General features: G+C 62.4%; 20 protein-coding genes and 1 pseudogene. 12 read left to right on the forward strand and 9 right to left on the reverse strand.

Annotated features, from left to right (window positions below):
* Positions 1 to 100 precede the first annotated feature (100 nt).
* A complete protein-coding gene (locus ACSQ76_RS00940; protein WP_437155094.1) occupies positions 101 to 1,111 on the forward strand; it encodes a GlxA family transcriptional regulator in 1,011 nt (336 codons plus the stop codon).
* Here ACSQ76_RS00940 and ACSQ76_RS00945 read toward each other — a convergent pair.
* Entirely contained in the window at positions 1,068 to 1,601 is a 534-nt protein-coding gene (locus tag ACSQ76_RS00945; protein ID WP_437155095.1) for a glutathione peroxidase, read from the reverse strand. The genes ACSQ76_RS00940 and ACSQ76_RS00945 overlap by 44 nt on opposite strands.
* A 128-nt stretch (positions 1,602 to 1,729) precedes the next feature.
* Here ACSQ76_RS00945 and ACSQ76_RS00950 point away from each other — a divergent pair, with 128 nt between their 5' ends.
* A complete protein-coding gene (locus ACSQ76_RS00950; RefSeq protein ID WP_437155096.1) occupies positions 1,730 to 2,653 on the forward strand; it encodes a DMT family transporter in 924 nt (307 codons plus the stop codon).
* On the opposite strand, the gene ACSQ76_RS00955 is transcribed toward ACSQ76_RS00950, so the two are convergent.
* From ACSQ76_RS00955 to ACSQ76_RS00975, 5 genes are all read right to left on the reverse strand, one after another.
* Positions 2,650 to 3,990, reverse strand: coding sequence for an NAD(P)/FAD-dependent oxidoreductase (locus ACSQ76_RS00955; RefSeq protein WP_437155097.1), 1,341 nt, complete (start codon positions 3,988 to 3,990; stop codon positions 2,650 to 2,652). The two genes, ACSQ76_RS00950 and ACSQ76_RS00955, sit on opposite strands and share 4 nt — an antisense overlap.
* Entirely contained in the window at positions 3,987 to 4,808 is an 822-nt protein-coding gene (locus tag ACSQ76_RS00960; protein WP_437155098.1) for an ABC transporter permease, read from the reverse strand. The genes ACSQ76_RS00955 and ACSQ76_RS00960 overlap by 4 nt, the downstream gene beginning before the upstream one ends.
* Positions 4,809 to 4,887: 79 nt before the next feature.
* Entirely contained in the window at positions 4,888 to 5,778 is an 891-nt protein-coding gene (locus ACSQ76_RS00965) for an ABC transporter permease subunit (RefSeq protein WP_437158136.1), read from the reverse strand.
* Positions 5,778 to 7,289, reverse strand: coding sequence for an ABC transporter ATP-binding protein (locus ACSQ76_RS00970; protein WP_437155099.1), 1,512 nt, complete (start codon positions 7,287 to 7,289; stop codon positions 5,778 to 5,780). Before ACSQ76_RS00970 ends, ACSQ76_RS00965 begins: the two co-directional genes overlap by 1 nt.
* Before the next feature lie 64 nt (positions 7,290 to 7,353).
* Positions 7,354 to 8,439, reverse strand: coding sequence for a polyamine ABC transporter substrate-binding protein (locus ACSQ76_RS00975; RefSeq protein ID WP_437155100.1), 1,086 nt, complete (start codon positions 8,437 to 8,439; stop codon positions 7,354 to 7,356).
* A gap of 148 nt (positions 8,440 to 8,587) precedes the next feature.
* Here ACSQ76_RS00975 and ACSQ76_RS00980 point away from each other — a divergent pair, with 148 nt between their 5' ends.
* Both ACSQ76_RS00980 and ACSQ76_RS00985 read left to right on the forward strand, forming a co-directional pair.
* Positions 8,588 to 9,283, forward strand: a complete 696-nt coding sequence (locus tag ACSQ76_RS00980) for a GntR family transcriptional regulator (RefSeq protein WP_306128730.1) — start codon at positions 8,588 to 8,590, stop codon at positions 9,281 to 9,283.
* A gap of 88 nt (positions 9,284 to 9,371) precedes the next feature.
* Positions 9,372 to 10,769: an aspartate aminotransferase family protein gene (locus ACSQ76_RS00985; protein WP_437155101.1), complete on the forward strand. Its 1,398-nt coding sequence runs from the start codon at positions 9,372 to 9,374 to the stop codon at positions 10,767 to 10,769.
* A 152-nt stretch (positions 10,770 to 10,921) separates the two neighbouring features.
* On the opposite strand, the pseudogene ACSQ76_RS00990 reads toward ACSQ76_RS00985, so the two are convergent.
* Positions 10,922 to 12,213: pseudogene (locus ACSQ76_RS00990) on the reverse strand (M24 family metallopeptidase).
* Between the two features lie 219 nt (positions 12,214 to 12,432).
* On the opposite strand from ACSQ76_RS00990, the gene ACSQ76_RS00995 reads away from it, so the two are divergent.
* The 4 genes from ACSQ76_RS00995 to ACSQ76_RS01010 all read left to right on the forward strand — a co-directional run bounded on the left by ACSQ76_RS00995 (position 12,433) and on the right by ACSQ76_RS01010 (position 17,823).
* Positions 12,433 to 13,536 carry an ABC transporter ATP-binding protein gene (locus ACSQ76_RS00995; protein WP_306128727.1) on the forward strand — a complete coding sequence of 368 codons (1,104 nt, stop codon included), beginning with the start codon at positions 12,433 to 12,435 and terminating at the stop codon, positions 13,534 to 13,536.
* Between the two features lie 113 nt (positions 13,537 to 13,649).
* A complete protein-coding gene (locus ACSQ76_RS01000) occupies positions 13,650 to 14,762 on the forward strand; it encodes an extracellular solute-binding protein (protein WP_437155102.1) in 1,113 nt (370 codons plus the stop codon).
* A gap of 88 nt (positions 14,763 to 14,850) precedes the next feature.
* Positions 14,851 to 16,590: an ABC transporter permease gene (locus tag ACSQ76_RS01005; RefSeq protein ID WP_437155103.1), complete on the forward strand. Its 1,740-nt coding sequence runs from the start codon at positions 14,851 to 14,853 to the stop codon at positions 16,588 to 16,590.
* Between the two features lie 3 nt (positions 16,591 to 16,593).
* The gene (locus ACSQ76_RS01010) at positions 16,594 to 17,823 is read left to right on the forward strand and encodes an ABC transporter permease (RefSeq protein WP_437155104.1); all 1,230 of its coding nucleotides are present in this window, start codon (positions 16,594 to 16,596) and stop codon (positions 17,821 to 17,823) included.
* Between the two features lie 54 nt (positions 17,824 to 17,877).
* Here the strand turns inward: ACSQ76_RS01010 and ACSQ76_RS01015 are convergent, their stop codons facing one another.
* A complete protein-coding gene (locus ACSQ76_RS01015) occupies positions 17,878 to 19,266 on the reverse strand; it encodes a citrate lyase subunit alpha (protein ID WP_437155105.1) in 1,389 nt (462 codons plus the stop codon).
* Positions 19,267 to 19,296: 30 nt separating this feature from the next.
* Positions 19,297 to 20,163 (reverse strand): branched-chain amino acid aminotransferase, encoded by an 867-nt coding sequence (locus tag ACSQ76_RS01020; RefSeq protein ID WP_437155106.1) that lies wholly within the window; start codon positions 20,161 to 20,163, stop codon positions 19,297 to 19,299.
* Positions 20,164 to 20,318: 155 nt separating this feature from the next.
* Between ACSQ76_RS01020 and ACSQ76_RS01025 the strand changes: the two genes are divergently transcribed.
* The 4 genes from ACSQ76_RS01025 (at position 20,319) to leuD (ending at position 23,843) form a co-directional block, all read left to right on the forward strand.
* Complete coding sequence (locus ACSQ76_RS01025; RefSeq protein WP_306128797.1) at positions 20,319 to 20,816, forward strand: MarR family winged helix-turn-helix transcriptional regulator; 498 nt, start codon at positions 20,319 to 20,321, stop codon at positions 20,814 to 20,816.
* Positions 20,813 to 21,514, forward strand: coding sequence for a response regulator (locus tag ACSQ76_RS01030; RefSeq protein ID WP_437155107.1), 702 nt, complete (start codon positions 20,813 to 20,815; stop codon positions 21,512 to 21,514). The genes ACSQ76_RS01025 and ACSQ76_RS01030 overlap by 4 nt, the downstream gene beginning before the upstream one ends.
* A 320-nt stretch (positions 21,515 to 21,834) precedes the next feature.
* Entirely contained in the window at positions 21,835 to 23,238 is a 1,404-nt protein-coding gene (gene leuC / locus ACSQ76_RS01035) for a 3-isopropylmalate dehydratase large subunit (RefSeq protein WP_437155108.1), read from the forward strand.
* The gene (gene leuD, locus ACSQ76_RS01040) at positions 23,238 to 23,843 is read left to right on the forward strand and encodes a 3-isopropylmalate dehydratase small subunit (RefSeq protein WP_437155109.1); all 606 of its coding nucleotides are present in this window, start codon (positions 23,238 to 23,240) and stop codon (positions 23,841 to 23,843) included. The genes leuC and leuD overlap by 1 nt, the downstream gene beginning before the upstream one ends.
* The last annotated feature ends 354 nt before the right edge of the window (positions 23,844 to 24,197 follow it).

Here is a 24,197-nt window from a genome sequence, read left to right on the forward strand (position 1 = left end):
CCGAAAACACGCGCGACAGGCAGGGCCGGAATGGTTGAGGGAAGCCCGATCATGCATCCCGCAGACACGCCTTTCGTGACCCACAGCCAGAGACCATCTGATGCGCGACAGAACCCAGCCGCCGAAACGCTATGTCTTCCTGCTGATTCCGGGCTTCTCGATGCTGGGCTTCACCTGCGCGCTGGAATCGCTGAGCCTGGCGAACCGGCACTCCAGCAACCGCAGCTATTATGAATGGCGCCTGCTGAGCGCCGACGGCGCCCCGGCCGAGGCCTGGAACGGCGTGACAGTCGCCGTCGACGGCGCGCTGGAACAGTTGCGCCGCGACGATACGCTGGTGGTCTGCGCCGGTCACGCCGCCGCCGCGGGCAGCACCAAGGATGTGCTGGCCTGGTTGCGCCGCGAAACGCGCAAAGGCATCAGTTTCGGCTCGCTTTCCAGCGGCGCCTACACGCTCGCACTTGCGGGCCTGATCGCGGGCCGCCGGGTCAGCACGCACTGGGAATATGTCGATGCCCTGACCGAGGCGCTGCCTCAGGTCACGGTGCAGGACACGATCTATTCGGTCGACGGCCGGGTCTTTTCCTGTGCTGGCGGTGCCTCCTCGATGGACCTGATGCTGCACCTCATTGGCGAGGATTACGGGCTGAAGCTTATGGAATACGTGGCCGAACAGATGGTCTATACCGCTCCGCGCGACCACAGCCAGTCTCAGCGCCTGTCGCTGCCTGCCCGCGTCGGGCGCGGAAACCGCCGCCTGACGCAGGCGATCGAGATAATGCGCGGCAATATCGAGGATCCGCTGAAGCTCAGCGAACTGGCGGCGATGGTCGGCGTCTCGGTGCGCCAGCTCGAACGCCTCTACATGGCGTTCCTCAACACCTCGCCCAGCCGTTATTACCTGGAAATTCGGCTGGAAAAGGCTCGAAACCTGCTACGGCAGACCGAGATGAGCATCACCGAGATCAGCGTGCTATGCGGCTTTACCAGCCCCACGCATTTTTCCCGCGCCTACCGCAAGCTCTACAACATTGCCCCCAGCAAGGAGGCCGACGCGACCACGCCGATCAGCCGCCCGTCCGCGCCAGCAGCTTCTCGATCTCGCCGGTGATCGCGGACGACATCGGCTTGACGGGCGAGCCGTAGGTCGCAACGACCTCGCCCTCGGGGCTCAGCAGGATCTTGTTGAAATTCCACGCTGGCGTGAACCCGGCCTCCTCTGCGACCGAGCGATAGAACGGGTGAGCGGCCGCGCCCCGCACGTTGGTGATGCCGGTCATCGGCAGCGTCAGGTCATAGTTCACTTCGCAGAAATCCTTGACCTCGTCCTCGCTCGCCAATTCCTGGTTGAAATCGCCTGACGGCACCGCCAGCACCACCAGTCCGCGGTCGCGATACGTGTCATACAGCGTCTGCAAATCCGAATATTGCCCGGTGAACCCGCACATCGACGCGGTGTTGACCACCAACACAGGCTGTCCCTGCCAATCCGCCAGGCGGTGCGTACCGCCGTCGATATTGGTGAAGGTGGATTGCAGGTCCAGCGCAAGCGCGGGAAGGGCAAAAACCGTGGCCAGAAGCCCGAAAAGAAAGCGCATCATCATACTCCGTGATTATAGGGCGATACGCGCCATCGCCCAGCCCGGATCAATCCCGCATGGCGGCCTTGCGTGCGCGGCGATTGATTTTGCCGCAGCTTTGGGCCAATTCAGGGTGACGGAGACGCTCCATGAAACCTCTCAAAGGTATTGCCCTAAAACTTGTCGCGGTGACTCTGTTCATCGTCATGTCCGCCCTGATCAAGGCCGCATCAGACACTGTTCCACCCGGGCAGGCGGTTTTCTTCCGCTCTTTCTTCGCAATCCCGGTGATCCTCGCCTGGCTCGCGATCCGCGGCGAAATGTCGACCGGCCTTCGCGTGAAATCGCGCATGGGCCATTTCTGGCGCGGCTTCGTCGGCACCACGGCAATGGGCCTGATGTTCGCCGGTCTCGGCCTTCTGCCTCTCCCCGAGGTGACGGCGCTGGGCTATGCCGCCCCGCTTCTGGTGGTGGTCTTCGCGGCGATGTTCCTGGATGAGAAAGTCGGCATCTTCCGCCTTGGGGCCGTGGCGCTGGGCCTTGTCGGAGTCCTGGTGGTCCTGACCCCGCGCCTGACCACCTTTGGCGGGGCCACCGTGGAAACCGCACAGGCCGTGGGTGCGGTACTGGTCCTTTTGGGCGCGGTCTGCGCCGCCTTGGCGCAGATCTATATCCGCAAACTGGTCCAGACCGAACAGACCAGCGCGATCGTGTTCTATTTCTCGCTCACCTCGACGCTGCTGTCGCTGCTGACTCTGCCCTTCGGATGGGTCATTCCGGGCGGAACAGAGACTGTCTACCTCGTTCTTGCCGGCCTGATCGGCGGGCTTGCGCAAATCTTCCTGACCTCGGCCTACCGCTTTGCCGATGCCAGCGTCATCGCGCCCTTCGACTATGCCTCGATGCTCTTTGCCATCGCCATCGGCTACGTCATCTTCGACGAGGTGCCGACCACGCAGATGCTGGCCGGCGCCGCGCTGATCGTGCTGGCGGGGATCATCATCATCCTGCGCGAACGTCAGCTTGGAATCCAGCGCGGCAAGGCCAAGGCGGCAAAGACGCCACAGGGCTAGCGATCAAGCCACGCGTAATGCAGGTAGGCCGGCCGCATCAGCATCCGGCGGAACCGGCCCAGCGGGAACTTTCGCGGCTTGTGCCGCAGTGGCGCGGGGTAGGGCCTGTCGGGCGTCTCGCCTAGCACCAGATCGGCCAGCAGACTGCCCGCATAGCTGCCCATCGACACGCCGTTGCCGTGATAGCCGAACGCCGCGAACCCGCCCGGCATCTCCGGGATCGGACCGGCATAAGGCACCAGATCGCGCGTCACGCAGACGAAGCCCGACCAGTAATGCGGCGTTTCCACATGCGCCCAGGCCGGGAACATCTTCTCGAAATCGGCGCGAATCATCGCCCTGATCTGCGCCTCGGTGCCAGGTGAATGCCGCAGCCCGCCGCGCATCCCCATCAGCATCCGGTTGTCCGGCATAAGCCGGAAATAGTGCAACAGGTGCCGCGTGTCGTAACACATCTGTCGGCTGGTCCAGCCTTGGGCGGCCAGCTCGTCATCGCTCATCGGGCGCGTTACGATCACGCTCGATTGCGTCGGCAGGTACCGCGCGCCCATCCAGTCCGGCAGGTTGTCAGAGCTATAGCCGTTCGTCGCGACAATGAAGTTTTCGGCCGTAACAGAGCCTTTATCCGTGTGTAGCCGATAGCGCCCATCGACCAGGCTCTCGATCCGCGTGACGGCACTCTGCCCATGCACCACGGCCCCCGCCGCCTCGGCCGCCCGGCAAAGCCCAAGCGCGTATTTCCGCGGGTTCAGGGCAAAGCCGATCGGCATGGTGCAGGCGCCGTGGAACGGGCCTTTCAGCCCGGCCTGCGCCAACTCCTCCGGCGGCGTCAACATCGGCGTCACGCCGTAAAGCTCCTGCGTCGCACCGACATTTTCGCGCATCGCGTCAAAATCGCCCGGACGGTGCGCCAGTTGCGTCTCACCCTCCGAATGGCGCTCCACGTCCAGCCCGAAACGGTCGATCAAACCGCCCACATGCTCCACCGCCGCCATCTCGGCCCGGGCAAAGGCGCGCGCCTCGGCCTCGCCGAACTTCGCCTTTATCTCGGCATGGCTGGCCTTGGCCCCGCCCAGGCAACAGAACCCGCCATTGCGCCCCGAGGCACCCCAGAAGGGATGCCGCGCCTCCAGTACCGTGACGCCGATTCCCGCCTCGGCCAGCGCCAGCGCCGCGTTCAGCCCGGTGAAACCGCCGCCGATGATCGCCACATCGGTGGTCGTGTCACCCTCCAGCGCCGGCCAGTCGCCCGGCGGCACGGTATCCGTCCACCAGAAATCGGCCACCGGCGCGGCGCCATAGGCCCCGTCTTCCCAGATTCGCTTGAGCTTGGTCATGCCTCGGCCCGGACCGCGGCCTTTTCATCCGCATCCTGTCGCATCAGCTGGCGCTTTGACACCAGCGATGCGGTGATAACCCCCACCGCCACGATACCGATCAGGATCGTCGACAACGCGTTGATCTCGGGGCTGACGCCAAGGCGGATCGACGACCATATCTTGATCGGCAGCGTCGTGGCCGACGGCCCCGCGGTAAAGCTGGCGATCACGAGGTCATCCAGCGACAGAGTAAAGGCCAGCAGCCAGCCGGAAATCACCGCCGGCGCGATGATCGGCAGGGTGACCAGGCGAAATGCCTGGAACGGCGAACATCCCAGGTCCAGTGCCGCCTCTTCCAGCGACCTGTCAAAGCTGACCAGCCGCGAGGAGACAACGACGGACACGAAGCACATCGAAAAGGTCGTATGCGCCAGGATGATCGTCAGCACCCCCCGGTCCAGCCCGATCCCGATGAAGAGCAAGAGCAGCGACAGGCCGGTGATTACCTCGGGCATCACCAGCGGCGCATATATCATTCCCGAAAACAGCGTCCGCCCCCAGAACCGCCCGGCGCGCACCAATACGTAGGCGGCCATCGTGCCCAGCACCGTCGCGATGGTGGAACTGACCACCGCCACCTGCAACGTAACCCACGCGGCATCCAGAAACGCCTCGTTCTGCAACAGCTCCCCGTACCATCTGGTCGAGAACCCGGCCCAGACGGTAACCAGCTGCGACGCATTGAAGCTGTAGATCACCAGGATGATCATCGGCAGATAGAGAAACGCGAAGCCCAGCGTCAGGGAGGTCGTGTTGAACCACGATAGCCGTCTCATCGCACAGCCCTCCACGCCGGAGCGCCAAAAGCTTTGAGAAAGCTTTTGGCAAAACTCTTCGCAAGAGTTTTGCTGCCGCTCATCCTTCCGCCTCCCGCTGCTTCTGCTCGTTGCGCTGGAACAGCACGATCGGAATGATCAGGATCAACAGCAGGATCACCGCCACCGCACTTGCCACCGGCCAGTCGCGGTTGTTGAAGAACTCCTCGAACAGCACCTTGCCGATCATCAGTGTCTGCGACCCGCCCAGCAGGGATGGAATCACGAACTCGCCCACCACCGGGATGAAGACCAGGAAGCAGCCTGCGATGATGCCGTTTTTCGACAACGGCAGCGTCACCAGCCAGAAGGCCGTCAGCCGCGAACAGCCCAGGTCTTCTGCGGCTTCCAGCAGGCTGTCATCCATCCGCTCCAGCGTCGAATAGATCGGCAGGATCATGAAGGGCAGGTAGGTGTAAACGATCCCTATATAGACCGCGATATTGGTGTTCAGGATCGTCAGCGGTGACGAAATCAGACCCAAACCCAGCAGAAGTTGGTTCAGATACCCCTCTGTCGACAGGATCCCCATCCACGAGTAGACCCGGATCAGAAAGCTGGTCCAGAACGGCAGGATCACCAGCATAAGCAGCGTCAGACGCCAGTGGTTCGGCGCGCGCGCCATGGCATAGGCGATCGGATAGCCCACCAGCAGCGTCAGGATGGTCGAGATCACGGCGATCTGCAGCGACGACAGGTAGGATTTCCAGTAAAGATCGTCCTCGGTCAGGAATACGAAGTTTTCAAAATCGAGCCCGGCGAAGAACGTCTTGATCCCCTCCCAGCCCTCGGACAGGTCCAGCTGCGGCGTATAGGGCGGGATTGACAGCTCGATGTCGCTGAGACTGATCTTCAGCACGATGGCGAACGGCACCAGGAACAGCGCCAGCAGCCACAGGTACGGCACGAGGATCAGGACGACGCGGCGCATCATGATGTCAGAACCACCCCGGCTGTTCCCGTCCAACTCACCCAGACTTCATCCTCCCAGGTTATGTCCCGGCGCGAGATGCGCCGGGTGTTCGCCAGCTGCGCCTTGATCATCATGCCGTTTTCCAGCTCGACGTGATAGGTCGACAGGTTGCCGAGGTAGGCGATGTCGATCACCTTGCCTTTCAACGCATTGACCGCATCCGGTTTCGTCTTGGATATCCCGACCTTCTCGGGGCGCAGGGCCAATTGAACCTGCTGGCCATCCTTCACCTCCGGCCCGTCGAGCGCGATCAACGGCGGCTGCCCCTCGGCCCAGTCGATGGTGATGCCCCCGCCCGGAGCCCGGGTGGACTCGGCGGAAACGGGCTCTGTTTCTGCGCTCTTCACAGTGCGTTCCGCATCGCTCGGCGGCGGCAGTTGCCGCACGATATCGGTGCGCGGCCCAAAGACCTTGGCCCACAGTTTGTCATGCAGCCACAGTCCCATGCGGTTGGGCTGCGGGCCTTGCGCCGCCTTCGCCGGTGCGGCCGCGGGTGCTGGCTCGGCACGTGCGGGCTCGGGCGCGTCGGGTTCGGCGGAAATGGGCGCTTCCGGTTCCGCCGGCACGCCGATATCCGTCACCGCTTTGGGTGTCTCGACAGTCTCTGTTTCGGGGTTTTCCGCCTCTCCCGGCGCCGCCTCGGTTCCGGCTTCGGCGGTCTCCTGAATGGGCTCCGCCTCCGGCGCCCGGTTCATCGCGGTGCCGGAAAACAGCGTCACGTCCCCGATGAAGTCCGCCACATAGGCCGAATTCGGCGCCTCGTAAATTTCGTCGGGCGTGGCGATCTGAACGATCCGCCCGTCATCCATCACCGCCACGCGGCTCGCCACGGTCATCGCCTCTTCCTGGTCGTGGGTGACGATGACAAAGGTGGTGCCGGTCTTTTCCTGGATGTCCATCAGCTCGAACTGCGTATCCTGCCGCAGCTTGGCATCCAGCGCGCCCAGCGGTTCATCGAGCAGCAGCAGCTTCGGCCCCTTGGCAAGGCTCCGCGCCAGCGCCACGCGCTGTCTCTGACCGCCGGAAATCTGGTGCGGCTTGCGGCTGGCGAATTTTTCCAGCCGCGTCAGTTTCAGCATCTCGTCCACCCGCGCCGCGATCCTGTCGGCGGGCAGCTTGTCGCGTTTCAGGCCGAAGGCGATGTTGTCGCGCACCGACAGGTGCGGGAAAAGCGCATAGGACTGGAACATCATGTTCACTTCGCGCTTGTTCGGCGGGATCGGGGCGATATCGCGCCCGCCCAGCAGGATCGTGCCCTCGGTCGGCGTCTCGAACCCGGCCAGCATCCGCATCATCGTCGTCTTGCCACAGCCCGACGGTCCCAGCAGCGCAAAGAATTCCTTGGCATAGATGTCGAACGACTGGTCGTCGATGGCGGTGAACGTGCCGAACCGCTTGGTCACGTTCCGGAACTGGATCAACGGCTTTTCATTCGGATCGGTCCACGGCGCGAACTTGGTTTCCGGCATTCCTGTCCCCTTGAAAGGAATGGACCCGCGCACAAACGCGGCGCGGGTCCTGGCGTGTCTTGGTTCAGGTGCCGGACTTGATCTTGGTCCAGAGCCGCGTCACCACCCGCTGCACCTTCGCCGGATAGGGCGTGGTGGTGTAGAGGTTCTCGAGCGTCTCCTCGTTCGGATAGACCGCCGGGTCGTCGATGACGTCCTCGATCAGGTATTCCTGCGACGCCTTGTTGCCGTTGGCGTAATACACATAGTTCGAGGCCGCCGCGATGTTCTCGGCATCCATGATGAAGTTCAGGAACGTGTGCGCCCCTTCGGGGTTCGGCGCATCGGCCGGAATCGCCATCATGTCGAACCACATCAGCGCCCCTTCGCTGGGCGCGTTATAGGCGATGTCGACGCCGTTGTCGGCCTCGGCCGCACGGTCGCGCGCCTGCAGGATGTCGCCCGACCAGCCGAAGGCCACGCAGATGTCGCCATTGGCCAGCGCGTTGATGTATTCCGAGCTGTGGAACTTCTGCACGTAGGGCCGCACGCCCATCAGCACCTCTTCGGTCTTGGCGATGACGTCGGGGTCGTGGCTGTCGGGGTCCTCGCCGATGTATTTCAGCGCGGCGGGGATCAGCTCGGTCGGCGCGTCCAGGAAATGCACACCGCAGCTTTGCAATTTCTCCATGTTCGCCGGGTCGAAGATCAGCGACAGCGAGTCGACGGGCGCATCCTCGCCCAGAACCTCGGCCACCTTGGCGGTGTTCACGCCGATGCCGGTGGTGCCCCACATGTAGTTGATGGCGTATTCATTGCCGGGGTCGTATTTCGCCGTCCGCTCTTGGATCACGTCCCACATGTTGTCCAGGTTGGGCAGCTGCGACTTGTCCAGCTTCTGGAACGCGCCCGCCGCGATCTGGCGCTGCAGGAAGGTGCCCGACGGCACCACCACATCATAGCCCGAGCCGCCGGCCAGCATCTTGGTTTCCAGCACCTCGTTGCTGTCGAACACGTCATAGACCAGCTCCAGCCCGGTCTCTTCCTCGAACTGGCTCAGCAGGTCCTCGTCGATATAATCGGACCAGTTGTAGACGCGCACTTCCTGCGCCATGGCGCTTGTCGCGCCCAGCGCCAGAACGGCGGTCATGGTCAGAAACTTCTGTGTCATTCGGTATCTCCCCTTGGTTCGATGCTTGTCGCATCTTGGGCCAGGATTTGATCAAACAAAACCCGGTATGGCAATATGGTAATGCTTTCACGCAGCCGCTAAACTCGCAAGGCGATTGCTGAGATCGCCGCGACGGAAAGCATATGTAATGAGCAGACACGCCCAGAAATTCGGCACGGACAGCGCGGAGGCGGCCCGCGCTCCGGCGCATGAGCTGATCTATCGCGAACTGCGCGCGCTGGTGCTGTTCGGCGACCTCGCGCCGGGGCAGGCTGTCACGATCCAGGGTCTGACCGACCGCCTGGGGGCCGGCATGACCCCGGTACGAGAGGCCATCCGCCGCCTCACCGCCGAAGGCGCGCTGGAGTTTCGCGGCAACCGCCGCGTGGTGGTGCCAACGCTGACCGCCGACAACATTTCCGAGCTGATCCTTGCACGCCAATGGCTTGACCCGCACCTTACTTTACGGGCGACCGAGCGTGCGGGGCTGGAAGACCTCGATCACCTGACAACCCTCGACCGCGATCTTGACGCAGCGATCGACCGGGGCGATCTGCGCGCCTACTTGGAACGCAACTACGCCTTTCACGCGCATATCTACAGCATTGCGGACGCCCCGATTCTTGCTGATCTGGCCGAGGGGCTGTGGCTGCGATTCGGTCCTTCCCTGCGGGTCGTCTGCGGACGCATGGGCACCCAGAACCTGCCCGACAAGCACAAGGACATGCTGGACGCCATGCATGCCCGCGATGCCGAAGGGGCGGCCCGCGCCATCCGCGAAGATGTGATCCAGGGAATGGAGCAGGTCCGCGTTTCGCTGGAGCAGTCCGCCGGTTCGGCGTGATTCGATTGACTTCGAATAATTTGATCATATCCTGGGGAAAACGGACCGGCCCGCCCTGTCCGATCCCCCGATCATGAAAGGCACCACCATGACCGCGATCACGAATCATATGCCCACCGCCGAGCTTCAGGCGCTGGACGCTGCACACCACCTGCATCCCTTCACCCATGGCGACGCGCTCAACAAGAAGGGCGCGCGAGTCATCACCCGCGCCAACGGCGTCACCCTGACCGACAGCGAGGGGCACGAATATCTCGACGCCATGGCCGGGCTGTGGTGCGTCAATATCGGCTATGGCCGCGAGGAACTGGCCGAGGCCGCCGCCCGCCAGATGAAGGAATTGCCCTATTACAACACCTTCTTCCAGACGACCCACGTGCCAGCCATCGCGCTGGCCGACAAGCTGGCGCAACTGACGCCGCACGACCTCAACCACGTCTTCTTCGCTTCCTCTGGCTCCGAGGCGAACGACACCAACATCCGCCTCGTGCGCACCTACTGGGAACAGAAGGGCCACCCGGAAAAGAAGGCGATCATCAGCCGCAAGAACGCCTATCACGGCTCTTCGATGGGCAGCGCTTCGCTTGGCGGCATGGCCGCGATGCACGCCCAGGGCGGCATGCCCATTCCCGACATTCACCACATCGACCAGCCCTATTGGTACGGCGAAGGGAAAGACACTGATCCAGCCGAATTCGGGCTTGAGCGCGCCCGCCAGCTTGAGGAAAAGATCCTCGAACTGGGCGAAGACAAGGTTGCCGCCTTCATCGGCGAGCCGGTGCAGGGCGCGGGTGGCGTGATCGTTCCGCCCGAAACCTACTGGCCCGAAATCCAGCGCATCTGCCGCAAGTACAACATCCTGCTGATCGCCGATGAGGTGATCTGCGGCTTCGGGCGCACCGGCAACTGGTTCGGCTCGGAAACCTTCGACATCAAGCCCGATGTCATGACCATCGCCAAGGGCGTCAGCTCGGGCTACGCCCCGCTGGGTGGCTCGCTGGTCAGCGACGAGGTGGCCGAGGTGCTCAACGGCTGCGAATTCGCCCACGGCTACACCTATTCCGGCCACCCGGTGACCTGTGCCGTCGCGCTGGAAAACCTGCGCATCCTTGACGAGGAAGGCATCGTGACGCGCGTCGGTACCGAAACCGCGCCCTACCTTAAGGAAAAATGGCAAACCCTTGCCGATCACCCGCTGGTGGGCGAGGCGGCGATCTGCGGCCTGATGGGCTCCATCGCGCTCAGCCCCGACAAGGCCAACCGCGCAAAATTCGCCGCCGATGGCGGCACGGCGGGCCTGATCTGTCGCGAGCATTGTTTCTCGAACGGTCTGATCATGCGCCACGTCGGCGACCGCATGGTGATCTCGCCGCCCTTGGTCATCACCAAACCCGAGATCGACACGCTGATCGAACGCGCGAACATCGCGCTCGACCTGGCGCACAAGCAACTGAAAGATGAAGGTCTGATGAAGGCGGCGAGCTGAGCCGTTCGACATACCGTGGCGCGAGGGAGCACCGCGCGCCACCGTAACGATCGGATGGATGCGGCTCTTACCGACGGCATACCACCTGAATACCGACGTGATACCGACACGGTTTTCAGGCGGTAACCTTCCGCGCGGTCAGGTGATTCGCCTCAGTCCTTGACGAACATCTGGCGGGGCATGTTGCACAGGCATTCCGCCGGTCCGTCCTCGTTGATCAGGATCGTCTCGGTCGTTTCCAGCCCCCAGGTATCCATCCACAGCGCGGGCATGAAATGGAACACCATGCCGGGTTCCAGCACCGTCTCGTCCTCCAGCCGGATCGACGCCGTCCGCTCGCCCCAGTCGGGCGGATAGCTGACGCCGACGGGATAGCCCATGCGCCCCTCGCGCTTGATCTCGTACTTGGCCAGGACGTCCAGCAGCGCCTGCGCAATGTCGCGGGTCTGGTTGCCGGGACGGGCCGCTTCCAATCCCGCCTGGATGCCTTCCAGTTGCGCTTTCTCGGCGTCGCGAATACCTGCGGCGGCTCTCCCCCAAGAAAGACCGTGCGGCAGAGCGGCGCGTGATATCGACGGTAACACCCTGAAAGTTCAAAGAAAGTTGCCTCTCCCGGCTGCATCGGGTTGCCGTTCCACGTCAGGTGCGCGGCGGTGGCGTCAAGGCCCGAAGGCGTCAGCGGCATGATCGCCGGATAGTCGCCCCAGTCATCGTCCACGCCTTCGATGCCGGCCTTCAGGATGCTTGCCACAAGGTCGTTCTTGCGCAGCCCCGGCTCGGCCATGTCGATGGCGGTGCGCATCACTTTTTCCGAAATTCGGGCGGCCTTGCGGATCAGCACCAGTTCCTCGTCCGACTTGACGATCCGCTGCCAGTTCACCAGCGAGGTGGCGTCGACGATCTTGGCATTCGGCATTTCCTCGCAAAGCACCGCATGGGCCTTGGCGGAGTAGTAATAGTTCTCCATTTCCACGCCGATCGTCGCGGTCTCAAGCCCGTACCGCTTGAGCACCTCCGCCAGGTCCTGCATCGGGTGGCGCTCGGTCGACTGCACGAAATGGTCGCCATACCCGAGGATGAAATCGTTCTCCATCCAGCAGGTCCTGCGACCGCCCAGCATATCCATGTGCCGCCCCCACCACAGCGGCGGCCCGTCCATTGTCAGGATCGCGCCCTGGTGCACGTAGAAGGACCAACCGTCATATCCGGTCAGCCAGTTCTGGTTCGACGGGTCGGTGATGAAGATCGCATCCAGCCCGCGCTCTTCCATCGCGGCACGGGCCCGCTTGAGACGGCGATCATACTCTACTGGCGTAAAGGGCAAGTCTTTCATCGTGGATACTGAACCTCGTCTGTCCGGGCCGGGCCGAACGCCTCCGGCGCATCGAGCCTGCCTACGATCGTACTGGATTGCACGAAAAAATCTGTCCCGAGCAAATCGCATGCTGGGCCGTCATTGGGGTAAACCGCTGGTGCATTCGTGCGTAAGATGGGTCCATGTTTGGCACCTTGCAGGAAAAGTGACTGTTTGATGAGCGTAGCCAGTCGATTCGCCTTCAGGGGAAGAATTTAAAGGAGATCGCTTGCATCACTGCCGGAATCTGTCTTTATTTCCTGCCGAGCGCGGAGCAACCGCGAGTAAGAATATTATGGGGAGACACTCTTGACCGAATCGCAAGCGAGCGATGCGTTCGTCGCATTTGATCGCGTTCAGAAAAGTTACGACGGCGAGACGCTGGTCGTAAAGGATCTGAACCTTTCCATGCCCAAGGGCGAGTTCCTGACGATGCTGGGGCCGTCGGGATCCGGCAAGACCACATGTCTGATGATGCTGGCAGGTTTCGAGACGGCCACGCACGGGCGAATCCTACTGGACGGCGTCTCGATCAACGATATTCCGCCGCACAAGCGGGGCATCGGCATGGTGTTCCAGAACTATGCCCTCTTCCCGCACATGACAGTGGCCGAGAACCTGTCCTTCCCGCTGGAGGTGCGCAAGATCGGCAAGTCCGACCGCGAGACGAAGGTCAAGCGGGCGCTGGACATGGTGCAAATGGGTGCCTTCGGCGGACGCCGCCCGGCGCAGTTGTCGGGCGGTCAACAACAGCGGATCGCATTGGCCCGGGCGCTGGTGTTCGAGCCCGAGCTGGTTCTGATGGACGAGCCTTTGGGCGCGCTCGACAAACAACTGCGCGAGCACATGCAGTTCGAGATCACCAAGCTGGCACACGACTTGGGCATCACCACTGTTTACGTGACCCACGACCAGACCGAAGCGCTCACCATGTCGGACCGCGTCGCGGTGTTCGACGATGGCCGCATCCAGCAGCTGGCGCCGCCGGACGAGCTGTACGAGAGCCCGCAGAACAGCTTCGTCGCGCAGTTCATCGGTGAGAACAACACGCTGGAAGGCACCGTCAAGGAGATCGAGGGCGGCCTCGCGCAGGTGCAGTTGGATGATGGTGGAATCATCGACTGCAAGCCGGTCAACGTCAGCAAGGTCGGCGAGCGCACGCGCGTCTCGATCCGGCCGGAACGCGTGGAATTCGATAAAAAACGCCTCAAGGAAGGCACGCATACGATCAAGGCCGAGGTGCTGGAATTCATCTATATGGGTGACATTTTCCGCACCCGTCTGAGCGTGGCGGGTAACGACAATTTCGTGATCAAGTCGCGTAACGCGCCGGACCAGACCCGGCTGACACCGGGCGAGACGATAGAGATCGGCTGGCTGCCCGAGGATTGCCGCGCGCTGGATGCGAACTAGGAGTTAAAGGCATTCGAGCAGGCCACCGCGCCAGCCCGGATAGAACGAGGTCCGCATGTTGTTCCCGTGACATGGGGCCCGAAAGGTAAACGGGAGTACTTTGGGAGAATGACATGAAACTGACGAAAACACTCATGGCGACGACCGCACTGACGGTTGCTGCCGCGTCGGCTCACGCACAGGAAATGGCCGACTCGATGACCGTCGTGTCCTGGGGCGGCGCCTATCAGGCGAGCCAGCAGAAAGCCTATACCGAGCCGTACATGGAGATGAACGAAGGCCTGGAAGTGATCTGGGACGAAAGCTCGAACGAGGCCGTGGCCAAGCTGCGCGCCATGGACGAGGCCGGGAACATCACCTGGGATGTTGTCGATGTGGTGGCCGCCGATGCGCTGCGCCTCTGCGACGAAGGCCTGGCGATGGAAATCGACCCCGAAGAGCATCTGGCCGCCGCGCCCGATGGCACCTCGGCAGAGGAAGATTTCGGCGAACTGCTGGTCGGTGACTGCTTCATCCCGCAGATCGTCTACTCGACCACCTTCGGCTATCGCACCGACATGGTGCCGGAAGGCGTGGAAGCGCCGAACGACATCTGCGACGTGTTCGACCTGGAAACCTATCCGGGCAAGCGTGCGCTGGAGAAGCGCCCGATCAACAACGTCGAGTGGGCGCTGCTTTGTGACGGCGTTGCGAAAGAAGAAGTCTACGACGTTCTGGCCACCGACGAAGGCCAGCAGCGGGCGCTGGACAAGCTGGCAACCATCAAGGACGACGTGATCTGGTGGTCCGCCGGTGCCGACACCCCGCAGCTTCTGGCAGATGGCGAGGTCTTCATGGGCTCGACCTATAACGGCCGCCTGTTTGCCGCGATCGAAGAGCAGGATCAGCCGATCGGCATGATGTGGGACGCGCAGGTCTTCGACCTGGACGGCTGGATCATCCCCGAAGGCCTGCCCGAGGATCGCCTGGCACGCGCCATGGACTTCATCATGTTCGCCACCGACACCCAGCGTCTGGCCGACCAGGCCAAGTACATTTCGTACGGTCCGGCACGTGCCTCCTCGGCACCGCTGGTGGGTCAGCACGCCGACCTGGGCATCGACATGGCGCCGCACATGCCGACGGACCCGGAGAACGCCAAGAACACGTTCCTCTACAACTACGAGTTCTGGGCTGACTACCGCGACGACATCGACGCCAAGTTCCAGGCGTGGCTGGCACAATAAGCGGTTCGCATAGTGAAATCCGGAAGGGCCGTCCGCGGCCCTTCCACACCGACAAAAAACAGAACAACAAACGGCCGACGGGGACTTTATGAGCGATGTGACTGACGCGACGACCGGGAAGGTGGCACCCACACCCGATGACGGGCTGCGCATTGCGGACAGCAACGAGGGCGGCCCGGTTCTGGCTGCAGACGGCACACCGCTAAAGAAAAGCCTTTCGCGCACACTGCGCCGCCAGAAGATGCGAGCGCTGCTGCTCATCGCGCCGTTGCTGATTTTTGTTCTTGTAACCTTCATCGTTCCCATCGTCTCGATGCTGCTGCGCTCGGTCGACAACACGATTGTGCCCGATACCCTGCCGCAAACCGTCAGCGCAATTTCCGAGTGGGATCCGACGGCGAGCGACCTGCCGGACGAACCCGTCTATGAGGCGCTCTACTATGACCTGTTCCTTGCCTCCGAGGCGAAGGAGCACACCAAGCTGGGCACACGCCTGAATTACGAACAAACCGGCCTGTCGTCACAGTTTCGCTCGGTCGGACGCGACCTTGACGAGATCGGCGAAGACCAGATCGATGCGCTCGAAGATCTGGCCGAGGACACCTGGGACAATGAGACATTCTGGTTCGATCTGATGCGCGGCGGCGAAACGGCCGAGAACTCCGACCAGGATGTGCTGGACCGCGCCCGGGCGCGTTTGCGGACCCTGACAGGCGACAGCTTTACCGGCGGAACCGGATTTCTGCCCGGAGCGGAAATTTCCGCGTTGCTGCCGCGAACCGCATATGAATATGCCAGCTTTGCCGTCTATACCGCTATCGCTGAAGAAGACGTCGTCGCCGAGGAAGAACCCTGGGAGTCGGTCAAGATCGCCCTGATCCAGGAATTGCAGGCCGGTGCCGATGTGGCGTCCTACAGCGGTTTCGGAGCAGAGCAACTTGTTGCGGCGCAGGAGATGCTAGCAGATCAGCCGCAGCTGAATTTCAAGGACTCGTTTCTGGAGATCGACGAGGGCTGGGGCAATCCGCGAACCTGGAAGACGCTTAGCGTCTACAAATCGTCCTACACGTCGGGATATTTCCTGAACGCAGCCGATTATCAGCTTGGATTCGAAGGGGTCGAGGCGCGGCCCGAGAATCAGCAGATCTACATCACCTTGTTCATGCGCACGCTTTACATGTCGCTGATCATCACGGGCAGTTGCATCCTCTTGGGCTATCCGGTGGCGTGGATCCTGGCCAATCTGCCGTTGCGCACGGCGAACGTGCTGATGATCCTCGTTCTGCTGCCGTTCTGGACTTCGCTGCTGGTGCGGACCTCCGCGTGGAAGGTGCTGTTGCAGCAACAGGGGGTGATCAACGAGATCCTCGTCTGGCTGGGCTTCGTGGATAATGCGAACCGATTGATATTGATGAATAACGCGACGGGCACGATCATTGCCATGACGCATATCCTGTTGCCGTTCATGATCCTGCCGCTCTACTCGGTGATGAAGACGATCCCGCCGTCCTACCTTCGCGCGGCGAAATCGCTGGGCGCGACGAATGTCACGGCCTTCTGGCGGGTCTACTTCCCACAATCTGTGCCGGGCATCGGCGCGGGCTCGATCCTCGTGTTCATCCTGTCGATCGGCTATTACATCACGCCCGAGATCGTGGGCGGCACCGACGGTGTCTTCATCTCGAACCGGATCGCCTATCACATTTCCAGCTCGCTGAACTGGGGTCTGGCGGCCGCGCTGGGGACCATCCTGCTGGTCGTCGTGCTGGTGCTTTACTGGTGCTACGACAGGATCGTGGGCATCGATAACGTCAAGTTGGGGGGCTAGGTCATGACTGATCAAGACGACGGATACACAGTCACCATCCCGCGCCCGCCGCTGACCGGGTTCACACTTCCGCTGACGGCGGTTCTGGGCGCGATGTTCGGATTTGTCGCCGGTAACGTCTATGGTCAGCCTTGGTTTGGCGCGCTTGTCGGCGCGGCCATCGGCGCCGGGATCGCGATGCTGGCGCATCAGATGTCACATCAGCGCACGCAAACCCGCTGGGGTATAATCGCGGCCTTCGCCGTCGCGGGATTTGTCGCCGGCGGGCTTGGCGCGGCGATTTCCGGCGTTATCATCGGCGCGGTTCTCAGTTGGTTCGCGTACTGGCTCGACACCGGCGATTACCGCAAGAACGTGCCGATCTATTACACCCCCGGCCAGGTGCTGTGGCACAACACTTTCCTGTTCATCTGCGGGCTCGTGTTCTTCTTCCTGATCGCGCCGCTGATCCCGGTGATGTGGCTGAGTTTCAATGCCGAGAACTTCTTTACCTTTACGCCGGAAATGCTGAACTTCCAGGCGGAAGGATATTCGTTGAAGCACTACCGCGATTTCCTTGGCACGGACGAATGGATGACGCCGCTGAAGAACTCGCTGATCATTGCGCCCTTCGCCACGTTCATCTCGGTCAGCCTCGGCACCCTGGCGGCCATTGGCCTGTCGCAAAGCCACGTGCCCGGACGGCAGGCGATCATGGCGATCCTGATCTCGCCGATGATCGTGCCGCTGATCATCTCGGCCACCGGCATGTTCTTTTTCTATGCACCGCTGGGCAACTGGCTGGAGGCGAACCTGGGACTGGACCAGGCCTTCGTCGGATACGTGAAAGTCATCCTGGCACACGCTGCTCTTGGGGTGCCGTTTGTGATCATCACGGTGACGGCGACGCTGGTAGGCTTCGACCGCTCGCTGACACGGGCCTCGGCCAATATGGGGGCGAACCCGGTCACGACGTTCTTCCGGGTTCAGATGCCGCTCATCCTTCCGGGCGTGATCTCGGGCGGGCTTTTCGCCTTCATCACGTCCTTTGACGAGGTGGTCGTAGTGCTGTTCGTCGGCTCGGCGCAGCAACAGACCCTGCCGTGGCAGATGTTTACCGGCCTGCGCGAGCAGATCTCGCCGACGATCCTTGCCGCGGCGACAATCCTTGTGACAATCTCGATCCTGCTGCTGACCACGGTGGAGCTGTTGCGCCGCCGGTCGGAGCGCCTGCGCGGACTGAGCCCGGGCTGAACGTGAATCTATCCAATCGGAAAGCCGGGCCTCGTCGCCCGGCTTTTCTTTTGCTTAAGGGTCCAGCGCGCGCACGTGGTCGATCACCGTGCCGTCCGGCGCTTCGCATTCGGCAACGATGCGTTCAGCGAACCTGGGCGTTGCACTTTGCGTGGCCTGTGCTTCGGCCTTGCCGCGCAGGTCGTCGAGAGACGTCAGAGGCAACCCGGCGCTCTTCGCGGCCCGCGCTAGCTCTGGGACGGCGGGGGAGATGGCGATGCCTTCTTCCGTGACCACGGCGCCAATGGTGTCGCCCGGCGTGGTGAGACAGGTCAGCCGTTCGACCAGCTTGGGAAACCCGCCGGCGCAAAGCGGGGTTGTCACGATGGCCAGCTTCGCGCCAGCAGCGGTGTCGGCATGGCCGCCCGATCCGCCGATGATACGCCCGTCGCTGGCGCAGGTGACGTTGACGTTGAAATTCATGTCGACCTCGGCCGCGCCGAGGATCATCACGTCAAGCCGGGACGCCGCGCTGTCGGGATTGGCCGGGCTCGCGTAATCCCACGCGGACATCGCGTAATGCGCGGTGTCATTGGCATAGGAGGCCACGGCGGCTCCGTCGAAGGCCTGAACGTCGAGCAGTCGGCGGAAGAGACCGGAATGCAGCATTTGCACCAGTGGTCCGGTGATGCCGCCCGCCGCGAAATCGCCAACCACGCCGCGTTCGGCCATGACTGGCGCCAGGCTGCGTGCGACGGCAAGAGATGTCGCGCCCGCGCCGGTCTGGAAACTGAACCCGTCTTTCAGAAGGCCGCTGCATGCAATGAGGCGGGCGGTCAGGTCGGCGATGGCCTGCCCTTTGGCAGACGGCGCACGAGCGGTCGTGCCGGAGGCCACCTGCTGCGCATCACCGATGCTGTCGACGGTGACCACGAGATCGACCTGCGCGGCCGGGATGCAGACACGCGGCAAGTCATAGACATAGTGATCGGTGACCGCCGTGACGTAACGGGCATGGGCGGCATCGACCATGGCGTACCCCAGCGGGCCGCAGGCGTTCGGGCCCGCAGCGCCGCCGAGGTTGCGTTCGGTGTCCACCGCGGGTGTGGCGATGAACGCCGCGTCGATTTTCAGTCGGCCTGAGGCGATGGCCTCGGCCCGCCCGCCATGGGTTTGCAGACGGACCGGATGAGGCAGAAGACCGCGCTGCACCGCCTCGGCGAGGGGCCCGTTCATGTAGGACGTGGTGATCCGTGTAACGGTACCGTCTTTCACGAAAGGGATCAGGGCCGCATGGCAGGGAAAGAGCGACGAGGGCGCGACGTGCAGGTTGCGCAGGCCCTCTTCGGCGCAGGTCTGCAAGACCTCGCGCATAAGGTCGTCGCCGTTCCGAAGGTGATGGTGAAACGACAGTGTCGCACCGTCCCGCAGGCTCGCAGCCTCGATCGCGGTGCGCACACTCATTTCCTGGCGCGGCAGGCGAAAGCCATGGCCTTACGCCCGCACCAGTTTCTCGTAGCTCTCCGCGATGTCGCGGGTCAGCGCGCCGACCTCGAAATTGTAGTCGCCGATCTGGCCCACGGGCGTGACCTCGGCGGCGGTGCCGGTCAGCCAGCACTGCTCGAAGCCTTCCAGCTCCTCGGGCATGATGTGGCGCTCGTGCACCTTGACCTGGCGGTCTTTCAGCATCCCGATGACGGTCTGGCGCGTGATCCCGTTGAGGAAGCAGTCGGGATCGGGCGTATGCACCTCGCCATCCTTGACGAAGAAGATGTTGGCGCCCGTCGCCTCGGCCACGTAGCCGCGATAATCGAACATCATCGCATCGGAACAGCCCTTCGCCTCGGCGGCGTGCTTGCTGAGGGTGCAGATCATGTAAAGACCGGCCGCCTTGGCGTGGCTGGGGATGGTTTCGGGGCTGGGCCGCTTCCACTTGGAAATGTCGAGCTTGGCACCCTTCATCTTGGCATCCCCGTAATAGGCGCCCCATTCCCAGGCGGCGATGGCCAGGCGGACGGGGTTGCGGGCCGACGCGACTCCCATATCCTCGCCAGCGCCGCGCCATGCGACTGCGCGGACATAGGCGTTCTCGAACCCGTTGGCCTGAAGGACTTCCATCTTGGCGGCCTCGATCTCGTCCACCGTGTAGGGGATTTCGAAATCGAGCTGGCCAGCGGAAAAGTGCAGGCGTTCCGAATGCTTGCGGCTCTCGAAGATCTTGCCGTTGTAGCACCGCTCGCCCTCGAACACGGAACTGGCGTAGTGCAGGCCGTGGGTCAGAATATGCACATTCGCGTCCCGCCATTCGACCAGCTTTCCGTCCATCCAGATCTTGCCGTCACGATCATCATACGCTGCCATTTCCGCCTCCTCAGCCTGACCTTTTCCATTTGTTGCGCGTCAAACGTCCGAAGCGGACATAAAATTGCGCAGAAACTGCGATTCGCTACCAGTTTGATCTTGGAATGTCAACAAGGCTGACTTATCTTGTCGCCGAGTATGACGGGAGGATAACGATGGCCGAGGTGCATAGCGGCGAAAGCCTGCTGTTCCTGACCGATGAACAGCTGCGCCAGGGGATCGAGGCGATGTTCTTCGCCTACCGGGGATTCACTGCGGACCCGGATCGCATTCTTGCCACCATGGCCTATGGCCGTGCGCATCACCGCGCGCTGCATTTCATCGCGCGGAGGCCGGGTACCACGGTCAACAACCTGCTGGGCATCCTCGGCGTGACCAAGCAGTCGCTGAACCGTGTACTGCGCACATTGGTCGAGGACGGGCTGGTGGAAAGCCGGCAGGGCAAATCGGACCGGCGTGAACGCAACCTAACCCTGACGGACAAGGGCCGCGCGCTTGAGCAGACCCTTTCGGACGCACAGCGCGCCCGAATGCGGGCCGCGTATCGCAAGGCGGGCCCCGAGGCCGTCGCGGGGTTCCGGCAAGTGCTGGAAGCAATGATGGACCCTGACATGCGCCGAAAGTATCATGCGATCCGGGAGACAGATAAATGAACGATCCGGCGCCTCACCTGCTGATCATCGATGACGACGAGCGCATCCGCGATCTTCTGCGCAAGTTCCTTGCGCGCAACGGTTTTCTGGTATCTGTGGCGCGGGATGCCAGCCACGCGCGTCGTGTTCTGTTGGGGTTGGAGTTCGACCTGATCGTGATGGACGTGATGATGCCCGGCGAGGATGGCGTGATGCTGACACGGGCGTTGCGCGAGACGATTCAAACGCCCATTCTATTGTTGACCGCAAAGGGTGAGACCGACGAGCGTATCGCGGGGCTCGAGGCCGGTGCGGACGACTATCTTCCCAAACCGTTCGAGCCCAAGGAGCTGTTGTTGCGGATCAACGCGATCTTGCGGCGGATGCCGGAGCCCGCACCGGAACAGATCGCGCCGAAAGTTCTGAGCATGGGCCCGGTGCGTTTCGATATCGAACGGTCGGAACTGATGCGCGGTGAAGACCTTGTCCGGCTGACGGCAACCGAGGTTCAGCTGATGCGCATCTTTGCCGAGAACCTGCGCGAGCCGGTCAGCCGCACCAAGCTGGTCGAGGACCTGGGGCGCGACAAGGGGCAGGCGCAGGAACGCGCGGTGGATGTTCAGATCACTCGGTTGCGGCGCAAGATCGAGGCCGACCCGAAGCAGCCGCGCTATTTGCAGACGGTGCGCGGCGAAGGATACATGCTGGCGCCGGATTGAGGCGTGATCCGAAGGGCGGCTGCGCCGCGCAGGTTTGGTCGATTGGGGGCCAGCCCCCAGGGTTGAAGCGCTGCTTCAACCGAACCCCCGGGATATTTACGGCCAGAAGAAGAGGCGGTTCGGTCCGCGGTTTCGTTGTGCTCTTGATAGACTCGGAGCGGGGTTGTATCTGACAGTGATGATACGGGTTTTCGACATGGACGATCGTGCGCGCCTGCCCTGGCGTTTCTTCGGTGCGGCCTGCACGGTTCTGGCACGCCTATAAGGCGGTGCCGATACCTGCCATTTTGAGATTTCACTGACACGACGGGAGAGGACCGATGTCCCCCAAGACACTTTATGACAAGATCTGGGATGCCCACCTGGCACATGAGGCCGAGGACGACACCTGCCTGCTTTATATCGACCGGCATCTCGTGCACGAGGTGACGAGCCCGCAGGCCTTTGAAGGGCTGCGCATGGCGAACCGCAAGGTGCGCGCGCCGGACAAGACCATTGCCGTGCCGGACCACAACGTGCCGACCACAGAGGGGCGCGAGAATCCCGATGCCATGCCCGAGGACAGCCGCACCCAGGTGGCCGCGCTGGACAAGAACGCCAAGGATTTCGGCATCCATTATTACCCGGTCAGCGACGTGCGGCAGGGAATCGTGCATATCGTGGGCCCGGAACAGGGCTGGACCTTGCCGGGCATGACCGTGGTTTGCGGCGACAGCCACACAGCGACCCATGGCGCGTTCGGTGCGCTGGCGCACGGGATCGGCACGTCGGAGGTCGAGCACGTGCTGGCGACCCAGACCCTGATTCAGACCAAGTCGAAGAATATGAAGGTCGAGATCACCGGTAAGCTGCGCCCCGGTGTGACAGCCAAGGATATCACGCTTTCGGTGATCGGCCGCACCGGGACCGCTGGCGGTACGGGCTATGTCATCGAGTATTGCGGCGAGGCCATCCGCGACCTTTCGATGGAAGGGCGGATGACCGTCTGCAACATGGCGATCGAAGGCGGCGCACGCGCGGGCCTGATCGCACCCGATGAAAAGACCTTCGCGTACATCAAGGGCCGGCCCCATGCACCGAAGGGCGCACAGTGGGAAGCCGCCATGGACTGGTGGAAGACGCTGTATTCCGATGACGACGCCCATTGGGACAAGGTGATCACGATCAAGGGCGAGGATATCGCGCCGGTCGTTACCTGGGGCACCAGCCCCGAGGACGTGCTGCCGATCGACGGAGAGGTGCCTGCACCCGAAAGCTTTACCGGCGGCAAGACCGAGGCGGCCAAGCGCGCGTTGGAATACATGGGTCTCAAGCCCGGTCAGAAGCTGAAGGATATCGAGATCGACACGGTCTTTATCGGGTCTTGCACCAATGGCCGGATCGAAGACCTGCGCGCCGCAGCCGAGATCCTGAAAGGCAAGAAGATCAAGGTGAAGCGGGCGATGGTTGTGCCCGGCTCTGGCCTTGTCCGCGCGCAGGCCGAGGAGGAAGGCTTGGCCGAGATCTTTACCGAGGCCGGCTTCGAGTGGCGGCTTGCGGGCTGTTCCATGTGCCTGGCCATGAACCCCGACCAGCTGTCGCCAGGTGAGCGCTGTGCGGCAACGTCGAACCGCAACTTCGAGGGCCGGCAGGGCCGCGGCGGACGGACCCACCTGATGAGCCCGGCCATGGCGGCGGCAGCGGCGGTGACCGGCAAGCTGACTGACATCCGGGAGATCATGTGATGGAAAAATTCGTGAAACTGACCGGCGTCGCGGCGCCGATGCCACTGGTCAACATCGACACCGACATGATCATTCCGAAACAGTTCCTGAAGACGATCAAGCGATCGGGGTTGGGTGTGAACCTCTTCGACGAAATGCGCTATGACGACGATGGCAACGAGATCCCCGATTTCGTGCTGAACCAGCCGGCCTATCGCGAGGCGAAGATCCTCGTGGCCGGGGATAATTTCGGGTGCGGCTCCAGCCGCGAGCACGCGCCGTGGGCTCTGCTTGATTTCGGAATTCGCTGTGTGATCTCGACCAGTTTTGCCGACATCTTCTACAACAATTGTTTCAAGAACGGCATCCTGCCCATCGCGCTTCCGCAGGAGAAGGTGGACGAGTTGATGGATGACGCGGAGCGCGGGGCGAACGCGGTGCTGACCGTTGATCTGGAAAACCAGGAAATCACCGGCCCGGATGGCGGCACCATTGGATTCGACGTGGACCCCTGGCGCAAGCACTGCCTGCTCAATGGGCTGGACGACATCGGACTGACTATGGAGAAGGCCGCTTCGATCGACGCGTTCGAGGCTAAAGCGGCGACGGAGCGTCCTTGGGTCTGATCCAGAAAACGCAAGAGATGCGCCGGTTGCCTTATGCGGCCGGCGCAATCGTGAGATAAAAAAGTTAATCAAAATTGCAACGAATATTAGTGAATTATTGTGGTAGCTTAGCCTGAAACCCCCACATGTAGCGGGTGACCACAACGGTGCCTCGAACCCGTCAATAAATTGATGCAAACCGGCACCACCCTCACCATCAAATCGCCGGAAATTCTAAGTCTAACGACTTGGTGTCTTGAGCCGAATGGTGAAAGAAGGCAAAAATTGGGCAAGAATGAGGCAAGCCGTCATAATCGACGGACCCGAATTGGAACAATGTCGCGGCATCGCACCGCGGCAGGCCAGTTGCGAGGG

Origin of the sequence: Roseovarius sp. B08 (genome assembly GCF_051417955.1) — a bacterium.
Lineage (GTDB): Bacteria > Pseudomonadota > Alphaproteobacteria > Rhodobacterales > Rhodobacteraceae > Roseovarius.

Coding starts and splice junctions, on each gene's coding strand:
- ACSQ76_RS00940 (WP_437155094.1), top strand. CDS start 101: ATGCGCGACAGAACCCAGCCGCCGAAACGCTATGTCTTCCTGCTGATT.
- ACSQ76_RS00945 (WP_437155095.1), bottom strand. CDS start 1,601: ATGATGCGCTTTCTTTTCGGGCTTCTGGCCACGGTTTTTGCCCTTCCC.
- ACSQ76_RS00950 (WP_437155096.1), top strand. CDS start 1,730: ATGAAACCTCTCAAAGGTATTGCCCTAAAACTTGTCGCGGTGACTCTG.
- ACSQ76_RS00955 (WP_437155097.1), bottom strand. CDS start 3,990: ATGACCAAGCTCAAGCGAATCTGGGAAGACGGGGCCTATGGCGCCGCG.
- ACSQ76_RS00960 (WP_437155098.1), bottom strand. CDS start 4,808: ATGAGACGGCTATCGTGGTTCAACACGACCTCCCTGACGCTGGGCTTC.
- ACSQ76_RS00965 (WP_437158136.1), bottom strand. CDS start 5,778: ATGCGCCGCGTCGTCCTGATCCTCGTGCCGTACCTGTGGCTGCTGGCG.
- ACSQ76_RS00970 (WP_437155099.1), bottom strand. CDS start 7,289: ATGCCGGAAACCAAGTTCGCGCCGTGGACCGATCCGAATGAAAAGCCG.
- ACSQ76_RS00975 (WP_437155100.1), bottom strand. CDS start 8,439: ATGACACAGAAGTTTCTGACCATGACCGCCGTTCTGGCGCTGGGCGCG.
- ACSQ76_RS00980 (WP_306128730.1), top strand. CDS start 8,588: ATGAGCAGACACGCCCAGAAATTCGGCACGGACAGCGCGGAGGCGGCC.
- ACSQ76_RS00985 (WP_437155101.1), top strand. CDS start 9,372: ATGACCGCGATCACGAATCATATGCCCACCGCCGAGCTTCAGGCGCTG.
- ACSQ76_RS01000 (WP_437155102.1), top strand. CDS start 13,650: ATGAAACTGACGAAAACACTCATGGCGACGACCGCACTGACGGTTGCT.
- ACSQ76_RS01005 (WP_437155103.1), top strand. CDS start 14,851: ATGAGCGATGTGACTGACGCGACGACCGGGAAGGTGGCACCCACACCC.
- ACSQ76_RS01010 (WP_437155104.1), top strand. CDS start 16,594: ATGACTGATCAAGACGACGGATACACAGTCACCATCCCGCGCCCGCCG.
- ACSQ76_RS01015 (WP_437155105.1), bottom strand. CDS start 19,266: ATGAGTGTGCGCACCGCGATCGAGGCTGCGAGCCTGCGGGACGGTGCG.
- ACSQ76_RS01020 (WP_437155106.1), bottom strand. CDS start 20,163: ATGGCAGCGTATGATGATCGTGACGGCAAGATCTGGATGGACGGAAAG.
- ACSQ76_RS01025 (WP_306128797.1), top strand. CDS start 20,319: ATGGCCGAGGTGCATAGCGGCGAAAGCCTGCTGTTCCTGACCGATGAA.
- ACSQ76_RS01030 (WP_437155107.1), top strand. CDS start 20,813: ATGAACGATCCGGCGCCTCACCTGCTGATCATCGATGACGACGAGCGC.
- leuC (WP_437155108.1), top strand. CDS start 21,835: ATGTCCCCCAAGACACTTTATGACAAGATCTGGGATGCCCACCTGGCA.
- leuD (WP_437155109.1), top strand. CDS start 23,238: ATGGAAAAATTCGTGAAACTGACCGGCGTCGCGGCGCCGATGCCACTG.